This is a genomic window from Streptomyces griseochromogenes, from assembly GCF_001542625.1.
Classification (GTDB): Bacteria; Actinomycetota; Actinomycetes; order Streptomycetales; family Streptomycetaceae; genus Streptomyces; species Streptomyces griseochromogenes.
Genome location: NZ_CP016279.1, coordinates 10,565,102 through 10,588,908 on the forward strand (window position 1 = coordinate 10,565,102; position 23,807 = coordinate 10,588,908).

General features: G+C 71.6%; 20 protein-coding genes, 3 tRNA genes and 1 other RNA gene. 10 read left to right on the forward strand and 14 right to left on the reverse strand.

All coding sequences use genetic code 11. The features are described from left to right. The first annotated feature begins 180 nt into the window (after window positions 1–180). Window positions 181–432 carry a DUF3073 domain-containing protein gene (locus AVL59_RS46275; RefSeq protein ID WP_067316408.1) on the forward strand — a complete coding sequence of 84 codons (252 nt, stop codon included), beginning with the start codon at window positions 181–183 and terminating at the stop codon, window positions 430–432. 66 nt (window positions 433–498) lie between these two features. Here AVL59_RS46275 and purM read toward each other — a convergent pair whose 3' ends face one another. The 5 genes from purM to AVL59_RS46300 all read right to left on the reverse strand — a co-directional run bounded on the left by purM (window position 499) and on the right by AVL59_RS46300 (window position 5,260). Continuing rightward, window positions 499–1,566: a phosphoribosylformylglycinamidine cyclo-ligase gene (purM, locus tag AVL59_RS46280; RefSeq protein ID WP_067316410.1), complete on the reverse strand. Its 1,068-nt coding sequence runs from the start codon at window positions 1,564–1,566 to the stop codon at window positions 499–501. 34 nt (window positions 1,567–1,600) lie between these two features. Next, window positions 1,601–3,130 (reverse strand): amidophosphoribosyltransferase, encoded by a 1,530-nt coding sequence (gene purF, locus AVL59_RS46285; protein ID WP_067316412.1) that lies wholly within the window; start codon window positions 3,128–3,130, stop codon window positions 1,601–1,603. Window positions 3,131–3,331: 201 nt separating this feature from the next. Next, window positions 3,332–3,778 carry an META domain-containing protein gene (locus AVL59_RS46290; protein ID WP_067316413.1) on the reverse strand — a complete coding sequence of 149 codons (447 nt, stop codon included), beginning with the start codon at window positions 3,776–3,778 and terminating at the stop codon, window positions 3,332–3,334. 35 nt (window positions 3,779–3,813) lie between these two features. Continuing rightward, window positions 3,814–4,611, reverse strand: coding sequence for a maleylpyruvate isomerase family mycothiol-dependent enzyme (locus AVL59_RS46295; RefSeq protein ID WP_067316415.1), 798 nt, complete (start codon window positions 4,609–4,611; stop codon window positions 3,814–3,816). 10 nt (window positions 4,612–4,621) lie between these two features. Beyond that, window positions 4,622–5,260, reverse strand: a complete 639-nt coding sequence (locus tag AVL59_RS46300) for a TetR/AcrR family transcriptional regulator (RefSeq protein WP_067316417.1) — start codon at window positions 5,258–5,260, stop codon at window positions 4,622–4,624. Window positions 5,261–5,356: 96 nt separating this feature from the next. Between AVL59_RS46300 and AVL59_RS46305 the strand changes: the two genes are divergently transcribed. Further along, a complete protein-coding gene (locus AVL59_RS46305) occupies window positions 5,357–6,823 on the forward strand; it encodes an MFS transporter (RefSeq protein ID WP_067316418.1) in 1,467 nt (488 codons plus the stop codon). A gap of 54 nt (window positions 6,824–6,877) precedes the next feature. On the opposite strand, the gene purL is transcribed toward AVL59_RS46305, so the two are convergent. Genes purL through purS form a run of 3 tightly spaced genes read right to left on the reverse strand, consistent with a single transcriptional unit; the run spans window position 6,878 to window position 10,091 of the window. Continuing rightward, complete coding sequence (gene purL, locus AVL59_RS46310; RefSeq protein WP_067316420.1) at window positions 6,878–9,154, reverse strand: phosphoribosylformylglycinamidine synthase subunit PurL; 2,277 nt, start codon at window positions 9,152–9,154, stop codon at window positions 6,878–6,880. Then, window positions 9,151–9,831, reverse strand: a complete 681-nt coding sequence (purQ, locus tag AVL59_RS46315; RefSeq protein WP_067316422.1) for a phosphoribosylformylglycinamidine synthase subunit PurQ — start codon at window positions 9,829–9,831, stop codon at window positions 9,151–9,153. Before purQ ends, purL begins: the two co-directional genes overlap by 4 nt. Further along, window positions 9,828–10,091, reverse strand: a complete 264-nt coding sequence (gene purS, locus AVL59_RS46320; RefSeq protein WP_019982969.1) for a phosphoribosylformylglycinamidine synthase subunit PurS — start codon at window positions 10,089–10,091, stop codon at window positions 9,828–9,830. Before purS ends, purQ begins: the two co-directional genes overlap by 4 nt. A gap of 311 nt (window positions 10,092–10,402) precedes the next feature. Between purS and AVL59_RS46325 the strand changes: the two genes are divergently transcribed. The 8 genes from AVL59_RS46325 (at window position 10,403) to AVL59_RS46360 (ending at window position 14,916) form a co-directional block, all read left to right on the forward strand. After that, entirely contained in the window at window positions 10,403–10,720 is a 318-nt protein-coding gene (locus tag AVL59_RS46325; protein ID WP_031164632.1) for a histone-like nucleoid-structuring protein Lsr2, read from the forward strand. A gap of 157 nt (window positions 10,721–10,877) precedes the next feature. Beyond that, a tRNA-Gly gene (locus AVL59_RS46330) sits at window positions 10,878–10,949 on the forward strand. A gap of 79 nt (window positions 10,950–11,028) precedes the next feature. Then, window positions 11,029–11,101 (forward strand) — tRNA-Gly (locus AVL59_RS46335). Window positions 11,102–11,228: 127 nt separating this feature from the next. Further along, window positions 11,229–12,167 (forward strand): ABC transporter ATP-binding protein, encoded by a 939-nt coding sequence (locus AVL59_RS46340; protein ID WP_067316423.1) that lies wholly within the window; start codon window positions 11,229–11,231, stop codon window positions 12,165–12,167. Next, on the forward strand, window positions 12,164–12,943 hold the full coding sequence (locus AVL59_RS46345; protein ID WP_067316425.1) for an ABC transporter permease: 780 nt from the start codon (window positions 12,164–12,166) through the stop codon (window positions 12,941–12,943). The genes AVL59_RS46340 and AVL59_RS46345 overlap by 4 nt, the downstream gene beginning before the upstream one ends. A gap of 18 nt (window positions 12,944–12,961) precedes the next feature. Further along, the gene (locus AVL59_RS46350; RefSeq protein ID WP_067316427.1) at window positions 12,962–14,206 is read left to right on the forward strand and encodes a sensor histidine kinase; all 1,245 of its coding nucleotides are present in this window, start codon (window positions 12,962–12,964) and stop codon (window positions 14,204–14,206) included. Beyond that, on the forward strand, window positions 14,203–14,817 hold the full coding sequence (locus AVL59_RS46355) for a response regulator transcription factor (protein WP_067316430.1): 615 nt from the start codon (window positions 14,203–14,205) through the stop codon (window positions 14,815–14,817). Before AVL59_RS46350 ends, AVL59_RS46355 begins: the two co-directional genes overlap by 4 nt. Before the next feature lie 23 nt (window positions 14,818–14,840). Continuing rightward, window positions 14,841–14,916, forward strand: a tRNA-Gly gene (locus AVL59_RS46360). A gap of 40 nt (window positions 14,917–14,956) precedes the next feature. Here the strand turns inward: AVL59_RS46360 and AVL59_RS46365 are convergent. The 6 genes from AVL59_RS46365 to ffs form a co-directional block, all read right to left on the reverse strand. Further along, window positions 14,957–15,856 carry a phosphoribosylaminoimidazolesuccinocarboxamide synthase gene (locus AVL59_RS46365; protein ID WP_067316432.1) on the reverse strand — a complete coding sequence of 300 codons (900 nt, stop codon included), beginning with the start codon at window positions 15,854–15,856 and terminating at the stop codon, window positions 14,957–14,959. A 72-nt stretch (window positions 15,857–15,928) separates the two neighbouring features. Further along, window positions 15,929–17,425, reverse strand: coding sequence for a N,N-dimethylformamidase beta subunit family domain-containing protein (locus AVL59_RS46370; RefSeq protein WP_067316433.1), 1,497 nt, complete (start codon window positions 17,423–17,425; stop codon window positions 15,929–15,931). 212 nt (window positions 17,426–17,637) lie between these two features. Further along, window positions 17,638–19,434, reverse strand: a complete 1,797-nt coding sequence (locus AVL59_RS46375) for a M48 family metalloprotease (RefSeq protein WP_067316435.1) — start codon at window positions 19,432–19,434, stop codon at window positions 17,638–17,640. 300 nt (window positions 19,435–19,734) lie between these two features. Next, complete coding sequence (gene purD, locus AVL59_RS46380; RefSeq protein WP_067316437.1) at window positions 19,735–20,997, reverse strand: phosphoribosylamine--glycine ligase; 1,263 nt, start codon at window positions 20,995–20,997, stop codon at window positions 19,735–19,737. 245 nt (window positions 20,998–21,242) lie between these two features. Beyond that, a complete protein-coding gene (locus tag AVL59_RS46385) occupies window positions 21,243–23,537 on the reverse strand; it encodes a DNA polymerase III subunit gamma and tau (RefSeq protein WP_067316439.1) in 2,295 nt (764 codons plus the stop codon). Window positions 23,538–23,614: 77 nt separating this feature from the next. After that, window positions 23,615–23,713, reverse strand: an RNA gene (gene ffs / locus AVL59_RS46390) — signal recognition particle sRNA small type. Window positions 23,714–23,807: the final 94 nt, after the last annotated feature.

Sequence of the window (23,807 nt, forward strand, 5' to 3'; positions counted from 1 at the left end):
GACAGGGCGCCTCGAGGGTCCTGTGCACACGCGCGTGCTGCGGGCGACGTACCGTATGGGCGCGGGCTCAGGTACCGTGGAAGCCCTACGGACCGGCCTCTCTGCGGAGGGTCCGTTCCGGATCATGAACGCGTGTCAGACTCTGGGGTTGTCAAGCCCCGTCACCGAGGGGGTCGAGCCATGGGGCGCGGCCGGGCCAAGGCCAAGCAGACAAAGGTCGCCCGCCAGCTGAAGTACAACAGCGGTGGGACTGACCTGTCACGTCTGGCCAATGAACTGGGCGCATCGACTTCGAGCCAGCCGCCGAACGGCGAGCCGTTCGAGGATGATGAGCAGGACGAGGACGATCTTTACTCTCGGTACGCCGACCTCTATGAGGACGACGACGAGGACGAGGACGAAGGTCCCTCACAACACCGTCGCGGCGCTTGACCTTGCACTGAGCACTCACCCGGTCGGTGGCACAGCCACCGACCGGCTTCTGTGCTACCCGCCGGATCAGACCGCGTAGTCCCCGACCAGCTCCGCGCCGGTCTCCTTGTCTCCGCGCTCGCTGATCTCGCCCGCGACCCACGCGTCGACCCCGCGGTCGGCCAGGGTGGCGAGGGCGACGTCGGTGGACTCCTCCGGCACGATCGCGATCATGCCGACGCCCATGTTCAGGGTCTTCTCCAGCTCCAGGCGCTCGACGTCGCCGGTCCTGCCGACCAGGTCGAAGATCGCGCCCGGGGTCCAGGTGGCCCGGTCGACGGTGGCGTGCAGCTCGTCGGGGATGACCCGGGCCAGGTTGGCCGCGAGTCCGCCGCCGGTGATGTGGCTGAACGCGTGCACGTCGGTGGTGCGGGTCAGCGCCAGGCAGTCCAGCGAGTAGATCTTCGTGGGCTCCAGCAGCTCCTCGCCGAGGCTGCGGCCGAGGTCCGCGACCTCCGCGTCCAGGGCCAGGCCGGCCCGGTCCAGCAGCACGTGGCGGACCAGGGAGTACCCGTTCGAGTGAAGCCCGGAGGCCGCCATGGCGATCACCGCGTCACCCTTACGGATACGATCCGCGCCCAGCAGCCGGTGAGCCTCCACGACGCCCGTACCGGCGCCGGCGACGTCGAAGTCGTCCTCGCCGAGCAGACCCGGGTGCTCGGCCGTCTCGCCGCCCACCAGGGCGCAGCCGGCCAGCACGCAGCCCTCCGCGATGCCCTTGACGATCGCGGCGACCCGCTCGGGGTGGACCTTGCCGACGCAGATGTAGTCGGTCATGAACAGCGGCTCGGCACCGCACACGACGATGTCGTCCATGACCATGGCGACCAGGTCGTGGCCGATGGTGTCGTAGACGCCCATGCGGCGCGCGATGTCGACCTTCGTGCCGACGCCGTCCGTGGCGGAGGCGAGCAGCGGGCGCTCGTAGCGCTTGAGGGCGGAGGCGTCGAAGAGGCCGGCGAAGCCGCCGAGGCCGCCGAGGACCTCGGGGCGCTGGGTCTTCTTCACCCACTCCTTCATCAGCTCGACGGCGCGGTCGCCCGCCTCGATGTCGACGCCCGCCGCTGCGTAGCTGGCACCAGTTGTCTCAGACATGACTGTGAGAGCTTTCGTGTCGTACTGCGGGGTGTTACGGGCGACGGATCGCGTCGGCCGCGGCCGTGGCTGCCGGACCGGCGGCGAGCTCGGTCTCCAGGAGCTGCTTGCCGAGCAGCTCGGGGTCCGGCAGCTCCATCGGGTACTCGCCGTCGAAGCAGGCGCGGCACAGGTTCGGCTTGGCGATCGTGGTCGCCTCGATCATGCCGTCGATGGAGATGTAGGCCAGGGAGTCGGCGCCGAGCGAGGTGCCGATCTCGTCGATGCTCATGCCGTTGGCGATGAGCTCGGCACGGGTGGCGAAGTCGATGCCGAAGAAGCAGGGCCACTTCACGGGCGGCGAGGAGATCCGGATGTGGACCTCGGCCGCGCCGGCTTCGCGCAGCATCCGCACGAGCGCCCGCTGGGTGTTGCCGCGCACGATCGAGTCGTCCACGACGACCAGGCGCTTGCCCTTGATGACTTCCTTCAGCGGGTTCAGCTTCAGGCGGATGCCGATCTGGCGGATGGTCTGCGAGGGCTGGATGAAGGTGCGCCCGACATAGGCGTTCTTCACCAGGCCGGCGCCGAAGGGGATGCCGGACGCCTCCGCGTAGCCGATGGCCGCCGGAGTGCCGGACTCCGGGGTCGCTATGACCAGGTCGGCCTCGGCAGGGGCCTCCTTGGCCAGGCGGCGGCCCATCTCGACCCGGGAGAGGTACACGTTCCGGCCGGCGATGTCGGTGTCCGGACGGGCCAGATACACGTACTCGAAGACACAGCCCTTGGGCTTCGCGTCCGCGAATCGGGACGTTCGCAGGCCGTTCTCGTCGATGGCGACGAACTCGCCCGGCTCGATCTCCCGCACGAAGCTGGCGCCGGTGATGTCCAGGGCGGCGGTCTCGGAGGCGACCACCCAGCCGCGCTCCAGGCGGCCGAGGACCAGCGGGCGGATGCCCTGCGGGTCACGGGCGGCGTAGAGGGTGTGCTCGTCCATGAAGACGAGCGAGAAGGCGCCCCGCACCTTCGGGAGCACCGCGTGCGCGGCCTCCTCGATGGTCAGCGGCTTGCCGTCCTCGTCGACCTGGGCGGCCAGCAGGGCCGTCAGCAGGTCGGTGTCGTTGGTGGCCGCGACCCGGGCGGACCGGCCGTTGGTGTCCTTCGGCAGTTCGGCGACCATCTCGGCGAGCTGCGCCGTGTTCACCAGGTTGCCGTTGTGGCCGAGCGCGATGGAACCGTGCGCGGTGGCGCGGAACGTCGGCTGGGCGTTCTCCCACACGGAGGCACCGGTGGTCGAGTAGCGGGCGTGTCCGACCGCGATATGACCCTGGAGCGAACCGAGAGAGGTCTCGTCGAAGACCTGGGAGACCAGTCCCATGTCCTTGAAGACGAGGATCTGGGAGCCGTTGCTGACCGCGATTCCCGCGGATTCCTGACCCCGGTGCTGGAGGGCGTAGAGCCCGAAGTACGTGAGCTTTGCGACCTCTTCGCCCGGAGCCCAGACACCGAAGACGCCACACGCGTCCTGGGGGCCTTTCTCGCCGGGGAGCAGATCGTGATTGAGTCGACCGTCACCACGTGGCACGCCACCGAGTGTAGGCGAGACCGACCACTGGTCCGAATTGGGGATACGCGCTCGTAACGGATCAGGGCTTGTCGATCACCTTGGTGGTTTCTTCGTTTTCCCTGGTCAGCGAGTTTCTGGGGCGATCGGACGCATCGTCGGAGGGTCGACGGGCGCTGGCCTTGGGTCCACTCGCCGTATGCGCGAGTGAGGTGTCGCACATCATTCGGGTGCGTGTCGGCTGAGATCGACCCGGTCGCCGTCGCCGTCGGTCAGCGTCAGTTTCCCGTCATCGGACCTTGCGGTGAGCGTGCCGGTGGTCAGGGTGCGGGCCAGGGCCCGCTCGAAGTCCATCCGGTCCTGGTCGCAGGCCATCCTGGTGGTGCGCAGGTCGCCGAAGGTGATCCGGTCGCCGTGCACGGTGGCCCGGGCGCCGAACTGGTTGCAGCCGAGGTTGCCGGCCGCCTTCCCGTCCGTGTCGATCCGCAGGTGTGCGGCGGCGGGCGCGTCCCGGGTGGTGCCGTCGGCGGCGGTGAGGCCGTCCACCCGCCAGTCGACACCGGTCACCGGCCGCGCGGTCTCCCCGCTCCGGGCACTGCCACAGGCCAGTGTGAGCGGGACGAGCACCGCGACCGCCGTCAGGATCATGTGCTGCTTGTGCCGGTTCATGGGGGTTCGACGGCCTGCCGGGGCCGCCGGTTCCGTCATGCCATGACCGGCAGCAGGCCCCCGATGTCCGCGCGCTCCCCGCTCGCGCTGACCTTGGCCTGCTTGACGGCGTCCGCCCAGGCCACCCGCCCGGTGGCGAGCCGGATCCAGGTCAGCGGGTCGGTCTCGACCACGTTGGGCGGGGTGCCCCGGGTGTGTCGGGGTCCCTCGACGCACTGCACCACGGCGTACGGCGGCACCCGCACCTCGGTGGAGCCGCCGGGCGCCTTCACGGCGAGCGCGTCGGCGAGCAGCCGGGTGGCGGCGGCGAGGGCCTGGCGGTCGTACGGCACGTCCAGGCCGGGGACCGCGGCGTTGAGGTCGTCGGTGTGGACGACGAGTTCGACGGCGCGGGTGACGAGGTAGTCGTCCAGGGGCAGCGCGCCCGCGTTGGTCTCCAGGAGCCGGGTGCCGGGGTGCTCGGCGAGGAGGGTGCGCAGGGACGCCTCGACGTCCGCGAGGTAGGAGTCGAGATCGGGGTGGTCCGAGGCGAGGCCGCGGGTGAACTCGTCTATGGCCGGGGCGCTCCCGGCCGTGGCGAAGGGCCAGTGCACGACCGTCACGTTCTGCTTCGGCGGGGCCGGCTTCTCCAGGGCGCGGTGGACGGCGGTGACCGCCATGCCGATGTGCGCGATCAGTTCGCGTACGGTCCACTCGCCGAGCCGCGTGGGCAGGGCGAGTTGCTCGGGGGTGAGGCCTCGCACGGCCTCCCGTACGTCGCCGAGCTGGCCGAGGACGGCGGCGCGGGTCCTGGCGGGGTCGTAGCTGCGGGCGCGCTTCTTGGCCGGGGGCATGGCGGTGAGCCTATGCCTTCACGGCGTAGCCCTTCAGGCCGTTTTCCACCAGGTCGAAGGCGCGGTGGGCGCGTTCGACGGCCCCGGCCGCGATGGCCTCCGGGCTCTCGCCGGCGGCGAGGCGGCGGTGGTGGTCCTCGATCAGGGCGTTGCGGGCGGCGCTGAGGGTGGTGGCGGCGACCGTGGCGAGCACCGGGTCTCCGCTCTCCTCCGCCAGGAGGTCGGTCATCGCCCGGATGCCCCGCTGAGCGGCGACGACGACCCGTTCCCGCAGCACGGGCGTCTCCTCGACGACCCGGCGCACCAGGAGGACGAACGGCTCGCTGTGCAGGCCGACGGAGGGGTCCCGGACCTCGATCATCTCCAGGAACTGCCGGCGTACGGCGTCCACGGCGGACTCACCCGGGCCCCGGTCGCGCACCGCGCGGGCCGCGTCGCCGAAATGCTCCTCCATGGGGTGGAAGACCAAGTCCTCCTTGGAACCGAAGTAGTTGAAGACGGTCATCTTCGACACGTCGGAGGCATCGGCGATCTCCTGCACCGACACCTTGTCGAAGCCGCTTTCCACGAAGAGGTCGAGCGCGGTCCGGTAGATCCGCCACTTGGTGTCGCGCTTCTTGCGCTCCCGCAGTCCCAGCTCTTCGGCCATGCGGTCACCTTACCAAGATGAATTTTATGCTCGGCTCAAATCTAAGCCCGGATAAAATATTGACTCGGTACATGAACGCCGGGCAGGGTGGTGCCCATGACCGAAACCCAGCGCAAGATCGGCTTGCTCGCCTGCCTGGTCACGATCGTCCTGGCCGTCCTGGACACGCAGATCGTGTCCGCCGCGAGCTTCCCGATCGTCCACGACCTCGATCCCGACCACGGCGTCGTCGACATCTCCTGGCTGGCCAGCGCCTTCTCGCTGGCCTCGGCCGCGATGCTGCCGCTCTACGGCAGGCTCTGCGACGCCCTCGGCGCCAAGCGGGTCTTCCTCGGTGCCCTCGCCACCTTCCTGACCGGTTCGGCGCTGTGCGGCGCGGCCCGATCGATCGACTGGCTGATCGCTTCGCGGGCCCTGCAGGGCGTCGGCGGGGGCGGGCTGATGAGCGTGACGATGGTGGTGATCGCCCAGCTCAAGGACCCCGGCGAGAAGAAGAACAAGGGCGCGGGCATCGGCGGGATCATCGGGGGCGGCGGCATGGCCGTGGGCCCCTGGCTCGGCGGCTTCCTCGCCGACCATGCGAGCTGGCGCTGGGCCTTCTACATCAACCTGCCGCTCGGCATCGCCGCCCTGGCCGCCGGCGTGGTCGTACTGAAACTCCCCCGGCACACCACCAGCCGCGCGATCGACTTCACCGGTGCCGCGCTCGCCGCCGCGTTCTCCACCGCGCTGCTGCTGATCACACAGTGGGGCGGCAAGCAGTACGCCTGGACGTCCCCGCAGATCCTCGGCCTGGCCCTCGCCTTCCTCGGCGCCCTCACCCTGTTCCTGCGCCGCCAGTTCACCGCCGCCGAGCCGATCCTGCCGCCCTCGCTGTTCCGCGTACCCGAACTGCGGCTCGGCTTCGCGATCCAGGGGCTGATGGGCGCGGCGATGGTCGGCGCGATGTACTACGTCCTCGTCTATCTCCAGCTCGCCCGGCACGTCAACAGCTCCGCCGCCGGCCTGTACCTGATCCCGATGGCGGCGGGCATCATGGCGGTCGGCGTCGCGACGGGCCGGCTCGGCGAACGCGGCTGGTCCGAGCGGACGTTCGTGCTCAGCGGCTCCGCCGTCACCACCGCCGCCTTCCTGCTGCTGGCCACCACCGGCACCCACACCTCGCTGTGGCAGCTGCGCGGCGCCCTGCTCCTCGTCGGTCTCGGCTTCGGCCAGCTCCTCGGCCAGCTGATCCAGCTCGTGCAGCAGGCGGCCCCGGGCCATCAGCTCGGCGTCGCCACCACCGCCATCCGCTTCTTCCAGACCCTCGGCATGGCCCTGGGCGTCGCCCTCTTCGGCAGCCTCATCGACCGCCTGTACGACGGCCCGGGCGATGTCGGCTCCCTCGCCGCCCTGCGCGGCGCGGCCCGTACGGCGGGCGTGACGGCGTACGTCTCCGCGATGGACACGGTGTTCCTGTGCGGGGCCGGGGTGATGACGCTGTGCCTTCTCCTCGCCCTGCGGCTGCCGAAGGCCCGTCCCGTCGCGGCCGAGCGGCAGCCGGAGAAGACCCTGGCCGCATGAGGAAGGCCCCGCCCGGACGTCCGGGCGGGGCCTTCGCCGGAGGCGAGCGCGGGCTTACGCGAGCAGCGCCTCGATGGTGCCCTCGTGTGCCTCGCGCAGCTCGGCCAGGGAGAGGGTGAACTCGCCCTGGACCTCCACTGCCGCATGCGCATCGGACGCGGCGCCCTCCACGACACCGATCCGCGTGACCGGCAGGCCGCGCGCACCGCACATGTCGTTGAAGCGGACCTCCTCGGAGCGCGGCACCGCGACGATCGCACGGCCGGCCGACTCGGAGAACAGGAACGTGAAGGCGTCGAGCCCGTCCGGTACGACCAGACGCGCGCCCTTGCCGCCGAGCAGCGCCGACTCCACGACCGCCTGGACCAGACCGCCGTCGGACAGGTCGTGCGCGGAGTCGATCATGCCGTCGCGGGAGGCCGAGATCAGGATCTCGCCCAGCAGCCGTTCACGCTCCAGGTCGACCTTCGGGGGCAGACCGCCGAGGTGGTCGTGGACCACCTGCGACCAGGCCGAGCCGCCGAACTCCTCGCGCGTGTCGCCGAGGAGGTAGATCAGCTGGCCCTCCTCCTGGAAGGCGACCGGGGTGCGGCGCGCGACGTCGTCGATGACACCGAGGACGGCGACCACCGGGGTCGGGTGGATGGCCGCCTCGCCCGTCTGGTTGTACAGCGACACGTTGCCGCCGGTCACGGGCGTGCCCAGCTGCCGGCAGCCGTCGGCAAGGCCGCGCACCGCCTCGGCGAACTGCCACATCACCGCCGGGTCCTCGGGCGAACCGAAGTTCAGGCAGTCCGAGACCGCGAGCGGCTTGGCGCCCGTGGTCGCCACGTTCCGGTAGGCCTCCGCCAGCGCCAGCTGGGCGCCCGTGTACGGGTCCAGCTTGGCGTACCGGCCGTTGCCGTCGGTCGCGATCGCCACGCCGAGGCCGGTCTCCTCGTCCACCCGGATCATGCCGGAGTCCTCGGGCTGGGCGAGGACGGTGTTGCCCTGGACGAAGTGGTCGTACTGCGAGGTGATCCACTTCTTGGAGGCCTGGTTGGGCGAGCCGACCAGCTTCAGGACCTGGTCCTTCAGCTCCTCGGAGGTCACCGGACGCGGAAGCTTGTTCGCGTCGTCGGCCTGGAGCTCGTCCTGCCAGGACGGGCGGGCGTACGGACGCTCGTAGACCGGGCCCTCGTGGGCCACGGTGCGCGGGTCGACGTCGACGATCTTGCCGCCGTGCCAGTAGATCTCAAGACGGTCGCCGTCGGTGACTTCCCCGATGACCGTGGCGATGACGTCCCACTTGGCGCAGATCTCCAGGAAGCGGTCGACCTTCGCCGGCTCGACCACCGCGCACATGCGTTCCTGCGACTCGCTCATGAGGATCTCCTCCGGCGAGAGCGTGGAGTCGCGCAGCGGTACGTCGTCCAGGGTCACGCGCATACCGCCGGAACCGTTGGAGGCGAGCTCACTCGTCGCACACGACAGACCGGCCGCACCCAGGTCCTGGATGCCGACGACCAGCTTCTCCTTGAAGGCCTCCAGGGTGCACTCGATGAGGAGCTTCTCCTGGAAGGGGTCGCCGACCTGGACGGCCGGACGCTTCGAGGGCTTCGCGTCGTCGAAGGTCTCGGAGGCGAGGATCGAGGCGCCGCCGATGCCGTCGCCGCCGGTCCGGGCGCCGTAGAGGATGACCTTGTTGCCCGTGCCGGAGGCCTTGGCGAGGTGGATGTCCTCGTGCCGCATCACACCGATGGCACCGGCGTTGACCAGCGGGTTGCCCTGGTAGCAGGAGTCGAAGACGACCTCGCCGCCGATGTTGGGCAGGCCCAGGCAGTTGCCGTAGCCGCCGATGCCCGCGACGACGCCCGGCAGGACGCGCTTGGTGTCGGGGTGGTCGGCCGCGCCGAAGCGCAGCGGGTCCACGACCGCGACCGGGCGCGCGCCCATCGCGATGATGTCGCGGACGATGCCGCCGACACCCGTGGCCGCGCCCTGGTAGGGCTCCACGTAGGAGGGGTGGTTGTGCGACTCGACCTTGAAGGTGACCGCGTACCCCTGGCCTACGTCCACCACACCGGCATTCTCGCCGATGCCGACGAGCAGGGCGTCGCTCTGCGGGGCCTTCTCGCCGAACTGGCGCAGATGGACCTTGGAGGACTTGTACGAGCAGTGCTCGGACCACATGACCGAGTACATGGCGAGCTCGGCGCCGGTCGGGCGGCGGCCCAGGATCTCCACGATCCTCTCGTACTCGTCCTTCTTCAGACCGAGTTCGGCCCAGGGCAGCTCGACGTCGGGGGTCGCGGTCGCGTGCTCGACCGTGTCCAGAGGCGTCCGGCTCATGCGCCCACCAGCTTCTTGAGGATCGAGGTGAAGAACGGGAGACCGTCGGTACGGCCCGTACCGATCAGCGGCTCCACGGCGTGCTCGGGGTGCGGCATCAGGCCCACGACGTTGCCGGCCTCGTTGGTGATGCCGGCGATGTCGCGGAGCGAGCCGTTGGGATTGAAGTCGACGTACCGGAAGACCACCCGGCCCTCGGCCTCCAGCTTGTCGAGCGTGTACTCGTCGGCGACGTACCGGCCGTCCATGTTCTTCAGCGGGATGTGGATCTCCTGGCCCTGGCGGTAGTCGCCGGTCCAGGCCGTCTCCGCGTTCTCCACCCGCAGCTTCTGGTCGCGGCAGATGAAGTGGAGGTGGTCGTTGCCGAGCATCGCGCCCGGGAGGAGGTGCGCCTCGGTGAGGACCTGGAAGCCGTTGCAGATACCGAGCACCGGCAGACCGGCCTTCGCCTGCTCGATCACGGACTCCATCACCGGCGAGAACCGGGAGATGGCACCGGCGCGCAGATAGTCGCCGTAGGAGAAACCGCCGGGCAGCACCACGGCATCGACCTGATGCAGGTCCTTGTCCTTGTGCCAGAGGGCGACCGGCTCGGCACCCGCGAGGCGGATCGCCCGCTGTGTGTCCCGGTCGTCGAGGCTTCCCGGGAAAGTGACGACGCCAATACGAGCGGTCACTTGGCCGCCTCCGCCACTTCTTCCACCTTGACGGTGAAGTCCTCGATCACGGTGTTGGCGAGGAAGGATTCCGCCAGATCGTGGATGCGGGCGAGTGCGGCGTCGTCGACCGGCCCGTCAACTTCCAGTTCGAATCGCTTTCCCTGACGTACGTCGGAGATGCCTTCGAAACCCAGGCGCGGCAGCGCACGCTGGACCGCCTGGCCCTGGGGGTCGAGGATCTCCGGCTTGAGCATGACGTCGACTACGACGCGTGCCACTGGCACTCCCGGTGTGTGGTGCTGAGCAGGTTCCTTCAGACTACCCGTACAAAATTTCTACGCGGGTAGAGTTGTAGGAAACTACGTGAGTCGCATCACGATCGGGTGACAGGAGGGCGCCCTCACCAAAAGTTCTGGGAAAGTTCCACAGGTCCGACCACGACACCTATTGCGCGAGGACACGCGGACGGATTTAGTCGGGCTTCACTTTGCATTGCCGGGCACTGTACAAATGAATTGGCAATAGCCGATACTCGGCACGTCATCGCCGATGAGCTGTATCGACGTGCCGCACGAAGGGACCGATATTCGTGGCGCAAAAGGTCGTGGTCACTCTCTTTGACGACATCGACGGCTCGGAAGCGGCGGAAACGATCGCCTTCGGACTCGACGGCAAGTCGTACGAGATCGACCTGAACGAAACCAACGCCAAAAAACTGCGCAAGGCGCTCGCGCCCTACGTGGAGGCCGGCCGCAAGCGGTCGCGGTCCGGCAAGGCGTACAAGCAGACGGAGGTCGCTCCCGACCCGGCCGCCGTGCGCGCCTGGGCCCAGGCGAACAAGATGGACGTACCCGCGCGCGGACGCATCCCCAAGAAGGTCTACGAAGCGTTCAGCGCCGCGCAGTGAAGCCCGCGAAGGGGCAGCTCCCAGGGTCCGTCAGCGGGCCCTGGGAGCCGTTCACTTGGCTCCGAGGGGGAGCCGACTTGCGCAACCCCCCTGCTGATCAGCTAATGTCTGGGACACGCCGAGGGGCGAGGCCGAAAGGCCGGATCCCACGGACCGTGCGGGTGTAGTTCAGTAGTAGAACATCCCCCTTCCAGGGGGAAGGCGCAGTGTGCAATTCCTGTCACCCGCTCTGGCATCGGTCACGACCACTCTTGTGGATCAGGTAGGCTGGTGCTCGCACCGATCGGTGGGAGCCGATCGGGAGCAGTGCGGACGTAGCTCAGTTGGTAGAGCGCAACCTTGCCAAGGTTGAGGTCGCGAGTTCGAGCCTCGTCGTCCGCTCGGGAATGAGACCCCGGTCCACTGGACCGGGGTCTTTTCGTGCGCCCTCCGCCTCGCTGACATTTGTCATGCCCCGTGATGACACCGCGCACTGCCGCTCCGCCCGGCCCACCGGGACGCTGAAGTCATGAACAACCACGGACACGAGCGCGTGATCGAGGTCACCGACCTCAGGCGTGTCTACGGGGGCGGGTTCGAGGCCGTACGCGGAATCACCTTCTCCGTGGCGCGCGGCGAGATCTTCGCCCTGCTGGGCACCAACGGCGCGGGAAAGACATCGACGGTCGAGCTGCTGGAGGGGCTCGCGGCACCGGCCGGGGGCCGGGTACGCGTCCTCGGCCACGATCCCTTCCGGGAGCGGGCCGCCGTCCGCCCCCGCACCGGAGTGATGCTCCAGGAGGGCGGATTCCCGTCCGACCTGACCGTCGCCGAGACCGCCCGGCTGTGGGCGGGCTGCACCAGCGGGGCACGGCCCGAGGCGGAGGTGCTGGAACTGGTCGGACTCGCCGGGAAGACCGGCGTACGGGTCAAGCAGCTGTCCGGCGGTGAGCGGCGGCGCCTGGACCTGGCACTCGCGCTGCTCGGCGATCCCGAGGTGCTCTTCCTCGACGAGCCGACCACCGGGCTCGACGCCGAAGGCCGCCGGGACACCTGGGAGTTGGTACGCGGCCTGCGCGACGCGGGCACGACCGTGCTGCTCACCACGCACTACCTGGAGGAGGCGGAAGGCCTCGCCGACCGGCTCGCCATCCTGCACCAGGGACGCATCGCCGTCTCCGGGACCCCCGCCGAGGTCACCGCGGGGCGGCCCTCCCGGATGTCCTTCGAACTGCCCGACGGCTACTTCCTCGGCGACCTGCCGCCGCTGGCCGACCTCGGGGTCTGCGGGCACGAGAGCGACGGCAGGCTCGTCCGGCTGCGCACCCGCGAGCTCCAGCGGACCGCCGCCGGGGTACTGGCCTGGGCCGAGCGGGCCGGGGTCGAGCTGCGCCGCCTCGATGTGCGCTCGGCCTCACTGGAAGAGGCGTTCCTCGGGATCGCACAGGAGCAGGAGGTCATGGCATGAGCAGCATCACCTGGGCACCGGCGGTCCGCCGTCTGCGGGCGCTGGCCGGGGCGGAACTCGCCCTCCTCGGCCGCAACCGCAGCGTCGTGTTCACCGCGCTGGTCATGCCGCTCGTGCTGCCGTTCAGCATGCGGCCGGCCCTGGACCAGATCGACCTGAAGAAGGAGGGGCTGAGCATCGGCCCGGTGATGATGACGGCCGCGGTCGGCTTCTCCTTCCTCTTCGCCGTCTACACCTCCCTGGTCAACGCCTACACCGCCCGCCGCGAGGAACTCGTCCTCAAACGGCTGCGCACCGGCGAACTCTCCGACACCGAGATCCTCGCCGGCACGGCCCTGCCCGCGGTCGCTCTCGGCCTCGCCCAGGCGCTGCTGCTGTGCACGGGCTGCGCGGCCCTGCTGCACTCCGGAGCGCCCAAGGCGCCGTATCTGACCCTGCTGGGTCTGGCGGCCGGGCTGGTCCTGGGCGCCGCGCTGGCCGCGCTCACCGCGTCCTTCACCCGGACCACCGAGAGCGGACAGGTCACCGCGCTGCCGCTGGTGTTCGTCTCGACGATCGGCTCCGGCATCGCCGTCCCGGCCGACGTCCTGCCCGACCGGCTCGCCTCCGTCTGCGACTTCCTCCCGTTCTCCCCCGCGCTCCGGCTGGTCCGCGCGGGCTGGACCGGGGAGCTGAGCGCCGCCCAGGCCCTCGGCGCGACGGCGACCGCGTTGGCCTGGATCGTCGTGGCGGTGTTTGCTGTACGACGGTGGTTCCGGTGGGAACCGCGGCGCTGAGGAACGGGGGAGGCGCGGATGCTGGGGCGGATACGGCGGCTGCAGCAGCGGCACTGGCGGGAGCGCAGCAAGGCCGAGCGGGTCGAGCTGCAGAGCATGGTCACCTGGCACAGCAGCATCTGGGTACTCCCGCTCGGCTGGCTGCTGCTGCCGATGATCGGCGGGCTCGCCCACCGGCTCGCGCCGGTGGCGATCGGCGGGCTGCTGCTCGCCGTGACCCTCCTGCAGTGCGCGGCGGCGAGCCGGGTTCTCGGGCCCGCGCTCGACCACTACCTCGCCCGTGCCGAACTGCCCGCACGCGCCATGCGCGGTCCGGCCGTCCTGCTCGGCGTGGCGCTCGCGGCGATCGTGGCGCTCGCCACGGTCGACGGGATCGACGCGGTCACCCTCCGGCTCGCGATCGGCGCGGTGCTCATGCCCTTCGGGCTGCCGTACGCGCTCACCGTGCCCGTCCGCACGTTCCTGCGCCGGGCCGCGGTCCTCGCCGCGCTGATCGTGGCCGCCTTCGCGGCCGTGCGCGCGAGCGGCCTCGGCAGCTTCGCCACGCTGATCGTGACGGCCTTCGCCACCGGCTTCTCCCTGGCGGCCGCCCGCTGCGGCGCCTGGACCCTGTCCGTGCTCTGGGAGGCGGAACGCGCCCGGGAGATCGAGGCCCGGCTCGCCGTCGCCGAGGAGCGGCTGCGGTTCGGCCGGGATCTGCACGACGTGCTGGGGCGGAACCTGTCGGTGATCTCCCTCAAGAGCGAGCTGGCCGTGCAACTGGCCCGGCGGGGGCGGCCGGAGGCCGTGGAACAGATGATCGAGGTGCAGCGCATCGCGCAGGAGTCGCAGCGCGAGGTGCGGGACGTCATACGCGGCTACCGGGAGGCCGACCTCGTGGTCGAACTCGCCGGAGCGCAGGGCGTGCTCATGGCCGCCGGGATCGACTGCGAGGTCCGTGCCGAGGCCGCGCGGCTGCCCGCAGAGGTGCAGTCCGCGCTCGGCTGGGTGGTGCGCGAGGCGGCCACCAACGTGCTGCGGCACGGGGACGCGGGACGGTGCGCCGTGGGGCTGCGGATGCGGGAGGAACGTGTGGTGCTGACGGTGGAGAACGACGGGGTGGCCGGAACCCCCCACGGGGGTGGGGGTTCCGGGCTCCCCGGGCTGCGCGAGCGGCTGGCCGCCGTGGACGGGACGCTGGAGGCCGGGCTCGTCGGCAAGGACCGGTTCCGGCTGGTGGCCGAGGTGCCCCTGAAGCAGGAAGCGAGCGAAGTCACCTCATGAGCAACCCGGTACGGCTGTTGCTCGCCGACGACGAGCATCTGATCCGGGGCGCGCTGGCCGCCCTGCTCTCCCTGGAGGACGATCTGCTGGTCGTCGCGGAGGCCGCGAGCGGTCCCGAGGCGCTGGCGATGGCACGGGCGCACCAGCCCGATGTGGCCGTGCTCGATCTCCAGATGCCGGGCGCCGACGGTGTGAAGGTCGCCACATCCCTGCGCACCGAACTGCCCGCCTGCCAGGTGCTGATCGTCACCGGTCACGGACGGCCCGGGCATCTGAAGCGGGCGCTCGCGGCCGGTGTGCGCGGGTTCGTCCCGAAGACGGTCAGCGCGCAGCGGCTCGCCGAGATCATCCGCACCGTGCACGCGGGAAACCGCTACGTCGACCCGGAGTTGGCCGCCGACGCGATCTCCGCCGGGGACTCCCCGCTGACCGCGCGGGAGGCCGAGGTACTGGAGCTGGCCGCCGACGGGGCGCCGGTCGCGGAGATCGCCGAGCGGGCCGCGCTGTCCCCGGGAACCGTGCGGAACTACCTCTCCTCGGCCGTCACGAAGCTCGGCGCGGAGAACCGTCATACGGCAGTGCGTCTCGCACGGGAGCGAGGTTGGGTATAGTTGCTCTCGCGCCACGGCGCAACGCGGACGTAGCTCAGTTGGTAGAGCGCAACCTTGCCAAGGTTGAGGTCGCGAGTTCGAGCCTCGTCGTCCGCTCCACAGCGAAGGCCCCCGGTTTCCCGGGGGCCTTTTCTCGTGCCTACGACCAGCTGCTGCCCGTCAGCCGCTCGTACGCCTCGACGTACTTCTGCCGGGTCGCCTCGACGACCTGCCGCGGCAGCGGCGGCGGGGGCTGCTCGCTCTTACGGTCCCAGCCGGAGGCGGCGGAGGTCAGCCAGTCGCGGACGAACTGCTTGTCGTACGACGGCTGCGCCCGGCCCGGCTGCCACTGGTCGGCCGGCCAGAAGCGGGAGGAGTCCGGGGTGAGGACCTCGTCGGCGAGGACGAGCGTGTCCCCGTCGAAGCCGAACTCGAACTTGGTGTCGGCCAGGATGATCCCCCGGTCGCGGGCGATGTTCCGGGCCCGGGAGTACACGGCGAGCGTGGCCTGGCGCAGCTGGGCCGCGGTCTCCGCGCCGACCTGGCGGACGACCTCCTCGTAGGAGACGTTCTCGTCGTGCTCGCCGACCTCGGCCTTGGTCGCCGGGGTGAAGATCGGGGCGGGCAGCTCCGAGCCGTCGACGAGACCTTCGGGGAGGGCGAGACCGCAGACGGTGCGGGACTCGGCATACTCCACGAGGCCCGAGCCGGTGAGATAGCCGCGGGCCACGCACTCCACCGGGATCATCTTCAGCGACTTGCAGACCAGCGTGCGACCGGCCCAGTCGGCCGGGGCGCCCTCGGGGAGTTCGGTGCTGATCACATGGTTGGGGGCCAGGTCCCGCAGCTGGTCGAACCACCACAGGGAGAGCTGGGTGAGGACGCGGCCCTTGTCGGGGATCTCGGTGGGCAGCACCCAGTCGAACGCGGAAATGCGGTCGCTGGCGACCATCACGAGGTCGCCCGCCTCGTTCTGGTACAGCTCGCGCACCTTTCCGGTGTGCAGGTGCACCAGGCCCGGAACCTGGATCGGCTCGGGCTTTTCTACGAATCCGGACACGGTTCCTCCCCGTGGTTCTGTCCAAGTGCCTCGATTCTCCCTTATCGGGGCGATCGGTTTCGGTCAGGGGTGTCAGTCGCGTTTGCAGATGCGGTCCAGCAGGTTCGCCGTGGCCCGCTGGATCCGGGGGTCCACATGGCCGGGGCGGTCCAGGGACGGGGACCAGGCGAAGGTGCCGGCGGCGAACACCCAGGCGCCGGAGGGCGCGCGGTACAGCGACGTCTCCTGGTGGCGCAGAACGCCGTCGTTGTCGGTGTAGGGGGAATGCGCGAGGAGGATGCGCTCCTCGTGCTCGGGCAGCGGGGTGCGCGGGAAGTACCGGTCGGCCTCGCCGGCGACCAGGCCGTCGATCGCGTCCCCCTCGTGCGCGCCGGTCGCCTCCCACAGCCAGTGGCCCGCGTTGCGGACGATCAGCGGATGCGGCTCGGGCACCCGGCCCGCGTACTGGATGCCGACCAGTTGCTGCTCGGGCCGGTCGATCTCGCGCCACAGCACCGGTTTTCCGGGGCCCTTGCGCTTGCGGCAGGTCAGCAGCCGGTCGGGGACACCGGACGGTGAGGGCCCCAACTCCACCTGCCAGTACATGGTGTTGGCGGAGAGGAAGACCAGCGAGGTGCCCCGGTCGCGGGCCTCCTCCACAGCGCGGCGCATCGGCACGGACCAGTACTCGTCGTGGCCCGGGAAGACCAGGCCCCGGTAGCGGGTCGGGTCGATGCGGCCGGCGTGCAGATCGCGGGCGTCGGCGTAGGCGAGGTCGTAGCCGTAGCGCTCGGCCCAGCGGATGAAGTCGTAGGCGTGGCCGACGTGCAGCGGCAGGCCGGCGCCCGCGTACGGACGGTCGAAGGAGACGGTCGTGGCCGCGTCGGCCTCGCCGAGCAGCCGGCCCCCCTCGTCCCAGGCGTGGTAGAGGCTGGCGCCGGTGCGGCCGTCCTCCGGGTAGAGGTTGTACGCCTGCCAGGTGATGTCGGGCAGCAGCAGGAGCAGGTCGGCGGGCTGGTCGTCGCGGACCGTGAAGGGCACGTGGGAGCGGTAGCCGTCGGCGGTGGTGAGGACGGCCACATAGGCGCCGATGCTCCAGTGGGAGGGCACCTGGAGGCGCCAGGAGAGCCACCAGTGGTGGCAGGAGACCGTGCGGTCGGCGGCCAGCGGCTGGGGCTGGACGATGCCGGAGAGCCGGGGACTGGTGGTGATCTTGGCGGCGCCGTCGCCGCCGTAGTGGCCGATCCGGTAGATGTCCACGCTGAACTGCTGCGGCGGGTCGACCGTGATGTGGAAGTCGATGGCCTCCCCGGGCGTGACCGCACCGGTGGAGGTGAAGCCCTTGATCTGGCGGTGCACATCGTCGGCCGCGCGGGGGCCGGCACCCGCCGGGCGTGGCGCCGGGACGCGCGGCCGCTCGCCGGCCGGCTGTTGCGGACTCGGGTCGACGTACCAGGGCACGACGTGGCCCGTGTCGTCGAAGTAGGTCTCACTGCCACGCAGCCAGGGAACCGGGCCCTGGCCGAAGGGATCCGTGACGGCGTGCGCGAGTGCTCCGGACTCCCAGCGGCGGATGCGATCCGAGGCCATGGTCGCTCCCCTCCCTCATGCCCCCGTGCCCTGTGTCGGTCGTGCTCGGTCGCGCTGTCGTATGTCGCATGCCTTTGCCATGTGCGCGGTCGATCCCAGCACATCACATAACGCACGGGCTCGGTCACTATTCGTTGCGAATTGACCTGAAGTGGAAGACGGTGCTCCGCTACGTCGCCGGGTCGGTCACCACACCGGGTGGGCCGGCCGGGTCAGACGAGCCGCACCGGCTTCTCCGGACGTATGCCGGTCTCGGCCAGCCAGGCGCGCAGCGGGCCCGAGTCTCCCTCCTCGATCAGGCTGAGCACCTTGGGTGCGAGATCGGGGGCTCTCTCCCCGCCGAGCAGCAGGGAGGGGCCGTCCAGCCAGTCCAGGGCGGGGGCCGCACCGGCCGTGTCCACGGCGGCGCAGCACACCATCGCCGTGACGTGGTCGGCGAGCAGTTCCCGGGCCGTGCGCGGGGGCTGGAGCGGGAACAGCGGCAGGGCTCCCTCGTCCCACAGGGCGCTTTCGCTTCCCAGGGCCTGTCCGGCGGCGGTCGCGCCCCGCGGTGCGCAAGCCTCCTCGCGGGCCAGCGCCGCGCTCAGGCCCGCGGCGAGGACGGAGCCGCGCTCGGTGCCGGAGCCGGTGTCCTCGTCCCCGTACTCCGCGGCGCCGGCGCTCTCCTCGTCCGGGGCGGCCGGCTGGGGGACTCCGGGACGGACGCACGCCGGGTGGGCCGGCTCGGTCAGGTGGTCCAGGACGCGGGCCAGCGTGGGGCCGCCGGGGCCGGAAGCGGCCGGGGCGAACGTGGGGCGGACACCGAGGGAGTCCAGGACGCGGTGCAGCCGGGCCGCGTCCGCGCGCCAGGTCCGGTCGACGACCTCCTCCGGATACGCCTGCCAGTCCACCGGGGCCCAGTCCGGTCCGGACTCGGCCGGGACGCCGTGGAAGAGACGGGCGGCGAGCAGCGAGGCGGCCTCGTCCACCGTGCCGGGCTCCTCCAGGAGGTCGCAGGCGGGGCGCTCGCCGAGGCGGGAGGCGAAGCCCTCGGCCAGCCGGTCGCGCCGGGACAGCTCGGTGAGCGCGGCCACGACGCCCGCGTCCAGCCGGGAGGGCCAGCGGCCCATGCGCCAGGCGGGCAGCGCCACCTTGGTCAGCAGACGGTCCCAGCCCGCGTAGGCGAGCCCGACCTGCTCCTGGGCGACGATCCGCAGTCCGTAGTCCACGGCCTGCGCGCGCTCGGCCGCCGCCGCCGCGACCCCGCGCTCCATCAAGGTCGCGTGCTCACGGCAGGCGCGCAGCAGCAGCCGCGCGACCCAGCCGAGGGCGGCGCACACCCCGCGGGTCACGGCACAGCGGCCGGAGGTCATGGCGACGGCCACCGCCGCGTCCAGACCGCGCACATAGCGGCGGGCGGCCGCTATGTCCGGGTGCGCCGAGGGGCCCGTACCGGCGACGACCGGGGCGAGGACCGCGCGCAGCTCGCCGACGCGCATCCACCACAGGAACGGGGAGCCGATGACGAGGACAGGGGCGGTGGCGGCACGGCGCTGTGCCCGGAAGCCCGGTCCGGGGCCCGCTATCTCGTCGTGCGCCGGACGCGGGGGCGGGCCGTGGGCCGGATGGGTCCGGTCCTCCAGCCAGCTGTCGCAGTCCGGGGTGAGCGCTATGGCCGAGGGCGCCGGGACGTCGAGGCGGTCGGCGAGGTCGCGCACCAGCCGGTACAGATCCGGGGCGGAGGCCTCCGGGATCGGGATCGTCGGGCTCACGGCCGGGCGGGCGCGGGCCACGACCAGGGCGATGCCCGCGGCGGCCAGCAGCACGAGCACGGCGGGCACGCCCACGACCCAGCGGGCCGCGTCCCAGCCCGGACCGACGAGATGGCCGGTGGAACCGCCGGCCAGCAGGATCACCTCGGCGGCCGCCGGCAGCACGGCCACCGCCAGCGCCCGGCTCCGAAGGCGCAGCACGGCCAGGGCCCGGGAGCGCGCCGCCTGCGCGCCCGCCTCCACACCGATTCCGCTCACGAGCCGACCTCACCCCCTCCCTGCCGTGTCCCGCGCTGTCCTGGCGTTGCTCACTCCCCCACTGTGGCACCCGCCACTGACATCGCAATGCCGGTGGGCCAAGTGCCGGAACGCTTGCGCCGCACCCTAGTTGGGGCCTCGGTCCCCGTCAGCCGGATGGGCGATTGCTCACTCGATGGAATGGCTTTGGTCAGAGGTGGGTGACAGAAAGCAAAGATCAGGCCCCGGATTCTCATCCGGGGCCCGGGTGGCTTCGAGGTGCACGCGGCCGACCGCTTCACCGGCCGCGTGTCTCGGCCCTCACGCCTCGGCCGTCGCCTCGGCCGCCTTCGCCGCGATGTCCGTGCGGTGCTGCGAGCCGTCGAGACGGATACGGGCCACCGCCCGGTACGCCCGCTCACGGGCCTCGACCAGGTCCTGGCCGGTCGCCGTGACGGACAGCACACGTCCGCCCGCGCTGACGATCGCGCCACCGTCCCGCTTCGTCCCGGCGTGCAGGACGTAGGCGTGCGGGGTGTCCTCGGCGGTCACCTCGTCCAGGCCGCCGATCGGGTCGCCGGTGCGCGGGGTGCCGGGGTAGTTGTGGGAGGCGACGACCACGGTGACGGCCGCGTCCTCGCTCCAGCGCAGGGGCTCCAGGACGTCGAGGGTGCCCTTCGCCGCGGCCAGCAGCACCCCGGCCAGCGGGGTCTTCAGGCGGGCCAGCACGACCTGGGTCTCGGGGTCGCCGAAGCGGGCGTTGAACTCGATGACACGGACGCCGCGCGAGGTGATCGCGAGCCCCGCGTAGAGCAGACCGGAGAACGGCGTGCCACGGCGGCGCATCTCGTCCACCGTCGGCTGCAGCACCGTCTGCAGCACCTCTTCGACCAGCTGCGGATCGGCCCAGGGCAGGGGCGAGTACGCGCCCATGCCGCCCGTGTTCGGGCCCTCGTCGCCGTCCAGGGCGCGCTTGAAGTCCTGGGCGGGCTGCAGCGGCACGACGCTCTGCCCGTCGGTGATGGCGAACAGGGACACCTCGGGGCCGTCGAGGAACTCCTCGATGACGACGCGCTCGCACCCGGCCGCGTGCGCCTTGGCCGCCTCGATGTCGTCGGTGACCACGACACCCTTGCCGGCGGCCAGCCCGTCGTCCTTGACCACGTAGGGCGCGCCGAACGCGTCGAGGGCCTCGGCGACCTCCTCCTGAGTCGTGCAGACGTACGACCGCGCGGTCGGTACCCCGGCCTCCGCCATGACGTCCTTGGCGAAGGCCTTGGACCCCTCGAGCTGAGCGGCCTTCCCGGAGGGGCCGAAGACGGGGATGCCCGCCTCGCGCACGGCGTCGGCCACACCGGCGACCAGCGGGGCCTCCGGGCCGACGACGACGAGGCCGGCACCGAGGTCGCCGGCCAGCGCGGCCACGGCCTTGCCGTCGAGCGCGTCGACCTGGCGCAGCTCGGCCACCTCGGCGATGCCTGCGTTGCCGGGGGCGCAGTACAGCGCGGTGACGTCGGGGTCGAGGGACAGGGAGCGGCACAGGGCGTGTTCGCGGGCGCCGCTGCCGATGACGAGGACCTTCACGGGGGTCAGCCTAATGGCAAGGTTGCCGAAGCTCGGGGGGCGGGGAAGTTGTGCGTTCCTCCTAAGGGCGCCCGGCGCAGGTGCGGGGCGACAGCGTGGCGGCGCCCGGGCCGGCACAGGATGCCGGCGCCGTCGGCCCCCGCCCTTCGGCGCATCGGCATGAACGGCCTCGACCCCGAACGCCGGACGAGCGGTGCTCACCCACCGGCGTCGAAGAGGACCAGTCGAAGAGGATCAGAGCAGGATCACTCGTTGGAGAACTCCTCCACCACCGTCGCCCCCAGCTCCCGGACGATCAGGTCGTGCCCGGACAGGGCCGACTCGTCGAGGTCGGGGTCGTCGTCCTCGGGGATGTCGTCCTCCGGGGCGACCGGGGGCGGCTCGGGCGCGGCGGCGGGCCGCGGGGCAGGGCCGGCCGGCGCCGGGGTGGCCTGGGCGCCGCCCTGAGGTGCGGCGGGCGCGGGGGAGGCGGGCTGGGAGGCCGCCGGGCGAGGGGCCGCGGGAGCGCCGTAGCCACCGCCGGCGGGCGTGCCGCCGTAGCCCGCGCCTCCGCCGAAGCCCGGTGAGCCGCCGGACGGCGGGGGCACGGAGCCGCCCGAGGGGTCGACGACCGCCTCGATCTTCCACTGCACGTTGAACTGCTCGGACAGCGCCTGGCGCAGCACGTCCTCGCTGCCGCTGCTCGCGAAGTTGTCACGGGCACCGGCGTTGACGAAGCCGAGCTGGAGGGTGGTGCCGTCGAAGCCGGCCACCTGGGCGTTCTGGCTGAGCAGGATCCAGGTGAAGCGGCGGCGGTTCTTCACCGCCTCCAGGATGTTCGGCCAGAGCATGCGGGGGTCGAGGCCGCCGGCGGGGGCGGCCGGAGCCGGGGCCGAGGGAGCGGCCGGAGCCGCGGGCGCCTGGCGCTGGGGCTGTGCCGGAGCGGGGCTCTGCTGGGCTCCGGCCGGAGCGGCAGTGGGCCAGCCACCGGGCCGCCGGCCGCCGCCGGCGGGGGCGGCGGTGGGCCAGGCACCCGGGGCCGGGGCCGCAGGGGCGGGTGCCGCAGGGGCGGGTGCCGCGGGGGTGGCCGAGGGGGCCGGAGCGGGAGCGGGCGCCTGGGGCGCGGGCTCGGGAGCCGCCGGAGCCGGTGCGGGTGTGGGTGCGGGGGCTGCCGGTGCGGGAGCTGCCGGTGCGGGTGCGGGAGTCATGGGCGCCGCGGCGGCCGGAGCACCCTGACCGCCGGAACCACCCCCCGCCCGTACGGCCGCGCGGGCGGCGGCGGGCCCACCACCGGGCGGCACCGGCGCGCCGCCCTGGGCCATGCCCCCCTGGGCCATACCGGCGTGGGCCTCGGGTCCGGGGACGTACCCCATGGCGGGCGCACTGCCCCCGCCAGCGAAGCCGACGCCGCGCTCGAGGCGGTCGAGGCGGGCCATCACGGAACGCTCGTCCCCGTAGGCGGCCGGGAGCAGCACGCGTGCGCAGATGAGTTCGAGCTGGAGGCGGGGCGAGGTGGCTCCGCGCATCTCGGTGAGGCCCTCGTTGACGAGGTCGGCGGCACGGCTCAGCTCAGCGGCGCCGAACGTCCCGGCCTGGGCCTGCATACGCTCCAGCACGTCGGCCGGGGCGTCGATGAGCCCCTTCTCCACCGCGTCCGGCACGGCGGCGAGGATGACCAGGTCCCGCAGCCGCTCCAGCAGGTCGGTGACGAAGCGCCGCGGATCGTTGCCGCCCTCGATGATCCGGTCCACGACCTCGAAGGCCGCCGCCCCGTCACCGGTGGCGAAGGCCTCGACGACGGAGTCGAGCAGGGACCCGTCGGTGTACCCGAGCAGCGAGGTGGCCATGGCATAGGTCACACCCTCCTCGCGCGCGCCGGCGAGGAGCTGGTCCATGACGGACATGGAGTCACGCACGGAACCGGCGCCGGCCCGCACGACGAGCGGGAGCACACCCTCCTCGACGGGGATGTTCTCCCGTCCGCACACCTCGGCCAGGTAGTCCCGCAGCGTCCCCGGCGGCACGAGCCGGAACGGATAGTGATGGGTCCGCGACCGGATCGTCCCGATGACCTTCTCGGGCTCGGTGGTGGCGAAGATGAACTTGAGATGCTCCGGGGGCTCCTCGACCACCTTCAGCAGAGCGTTGAAGCCGGCCGACGTGACCATGTGGGCCTCGTCGATGATGTAGATCTTGTACCTGCTGCCGGCAGGGCCGAAGAAGGCCTTCTCGCGCAGCTCACGGGCGTCGTCCACGCCACCGTGGGAGGCGGCGTCGATCTCGATGACGTCGATGGACCCCGGGCCGTTCCTGGCCAGGTCCTGGCAGGACTGGCACTCCCCGCAGGGCGTCGGGGTGGGACCTTGCTCACAGTTCAGACAGCGCGCCAGGATGCGCGCGCTGGTCGTCTTCCCGCACCCGCGCGGCCCGCTGAACAGGTACGCGTGATTGACCCGGTTGTTCCGCAGCGCCTGCTGCAGCGGGTCGGTGACATGCTCCTGCCCGATGACCTCGGCAAAGGTCTCCGGGCGATAGCGGCGGTACAGCGCGAGAGACGACACGCATACGAGGTTATAGGCGCCCACCGACAACCAGCCCCGCCCAAGGCGCCGCCCCGGCGGCCGGACCCCGTCCCGCGAACGCAAGCGCCCCCCACGCACCCGCCAGAGCCGACCTACCCTTGCTGCCTTCCGGCCCTGGGGGAGTTCAGTCAGATAGCGCCACGTGAGGGGCTGCGCCCAACAGTACCCGATCGCGGCCCACGGGCTGTACCCGATGCGGGCCTGCGGGAACGAGTTCGCGAGCACTCCCCTCGGTCATGTAATGTTTCC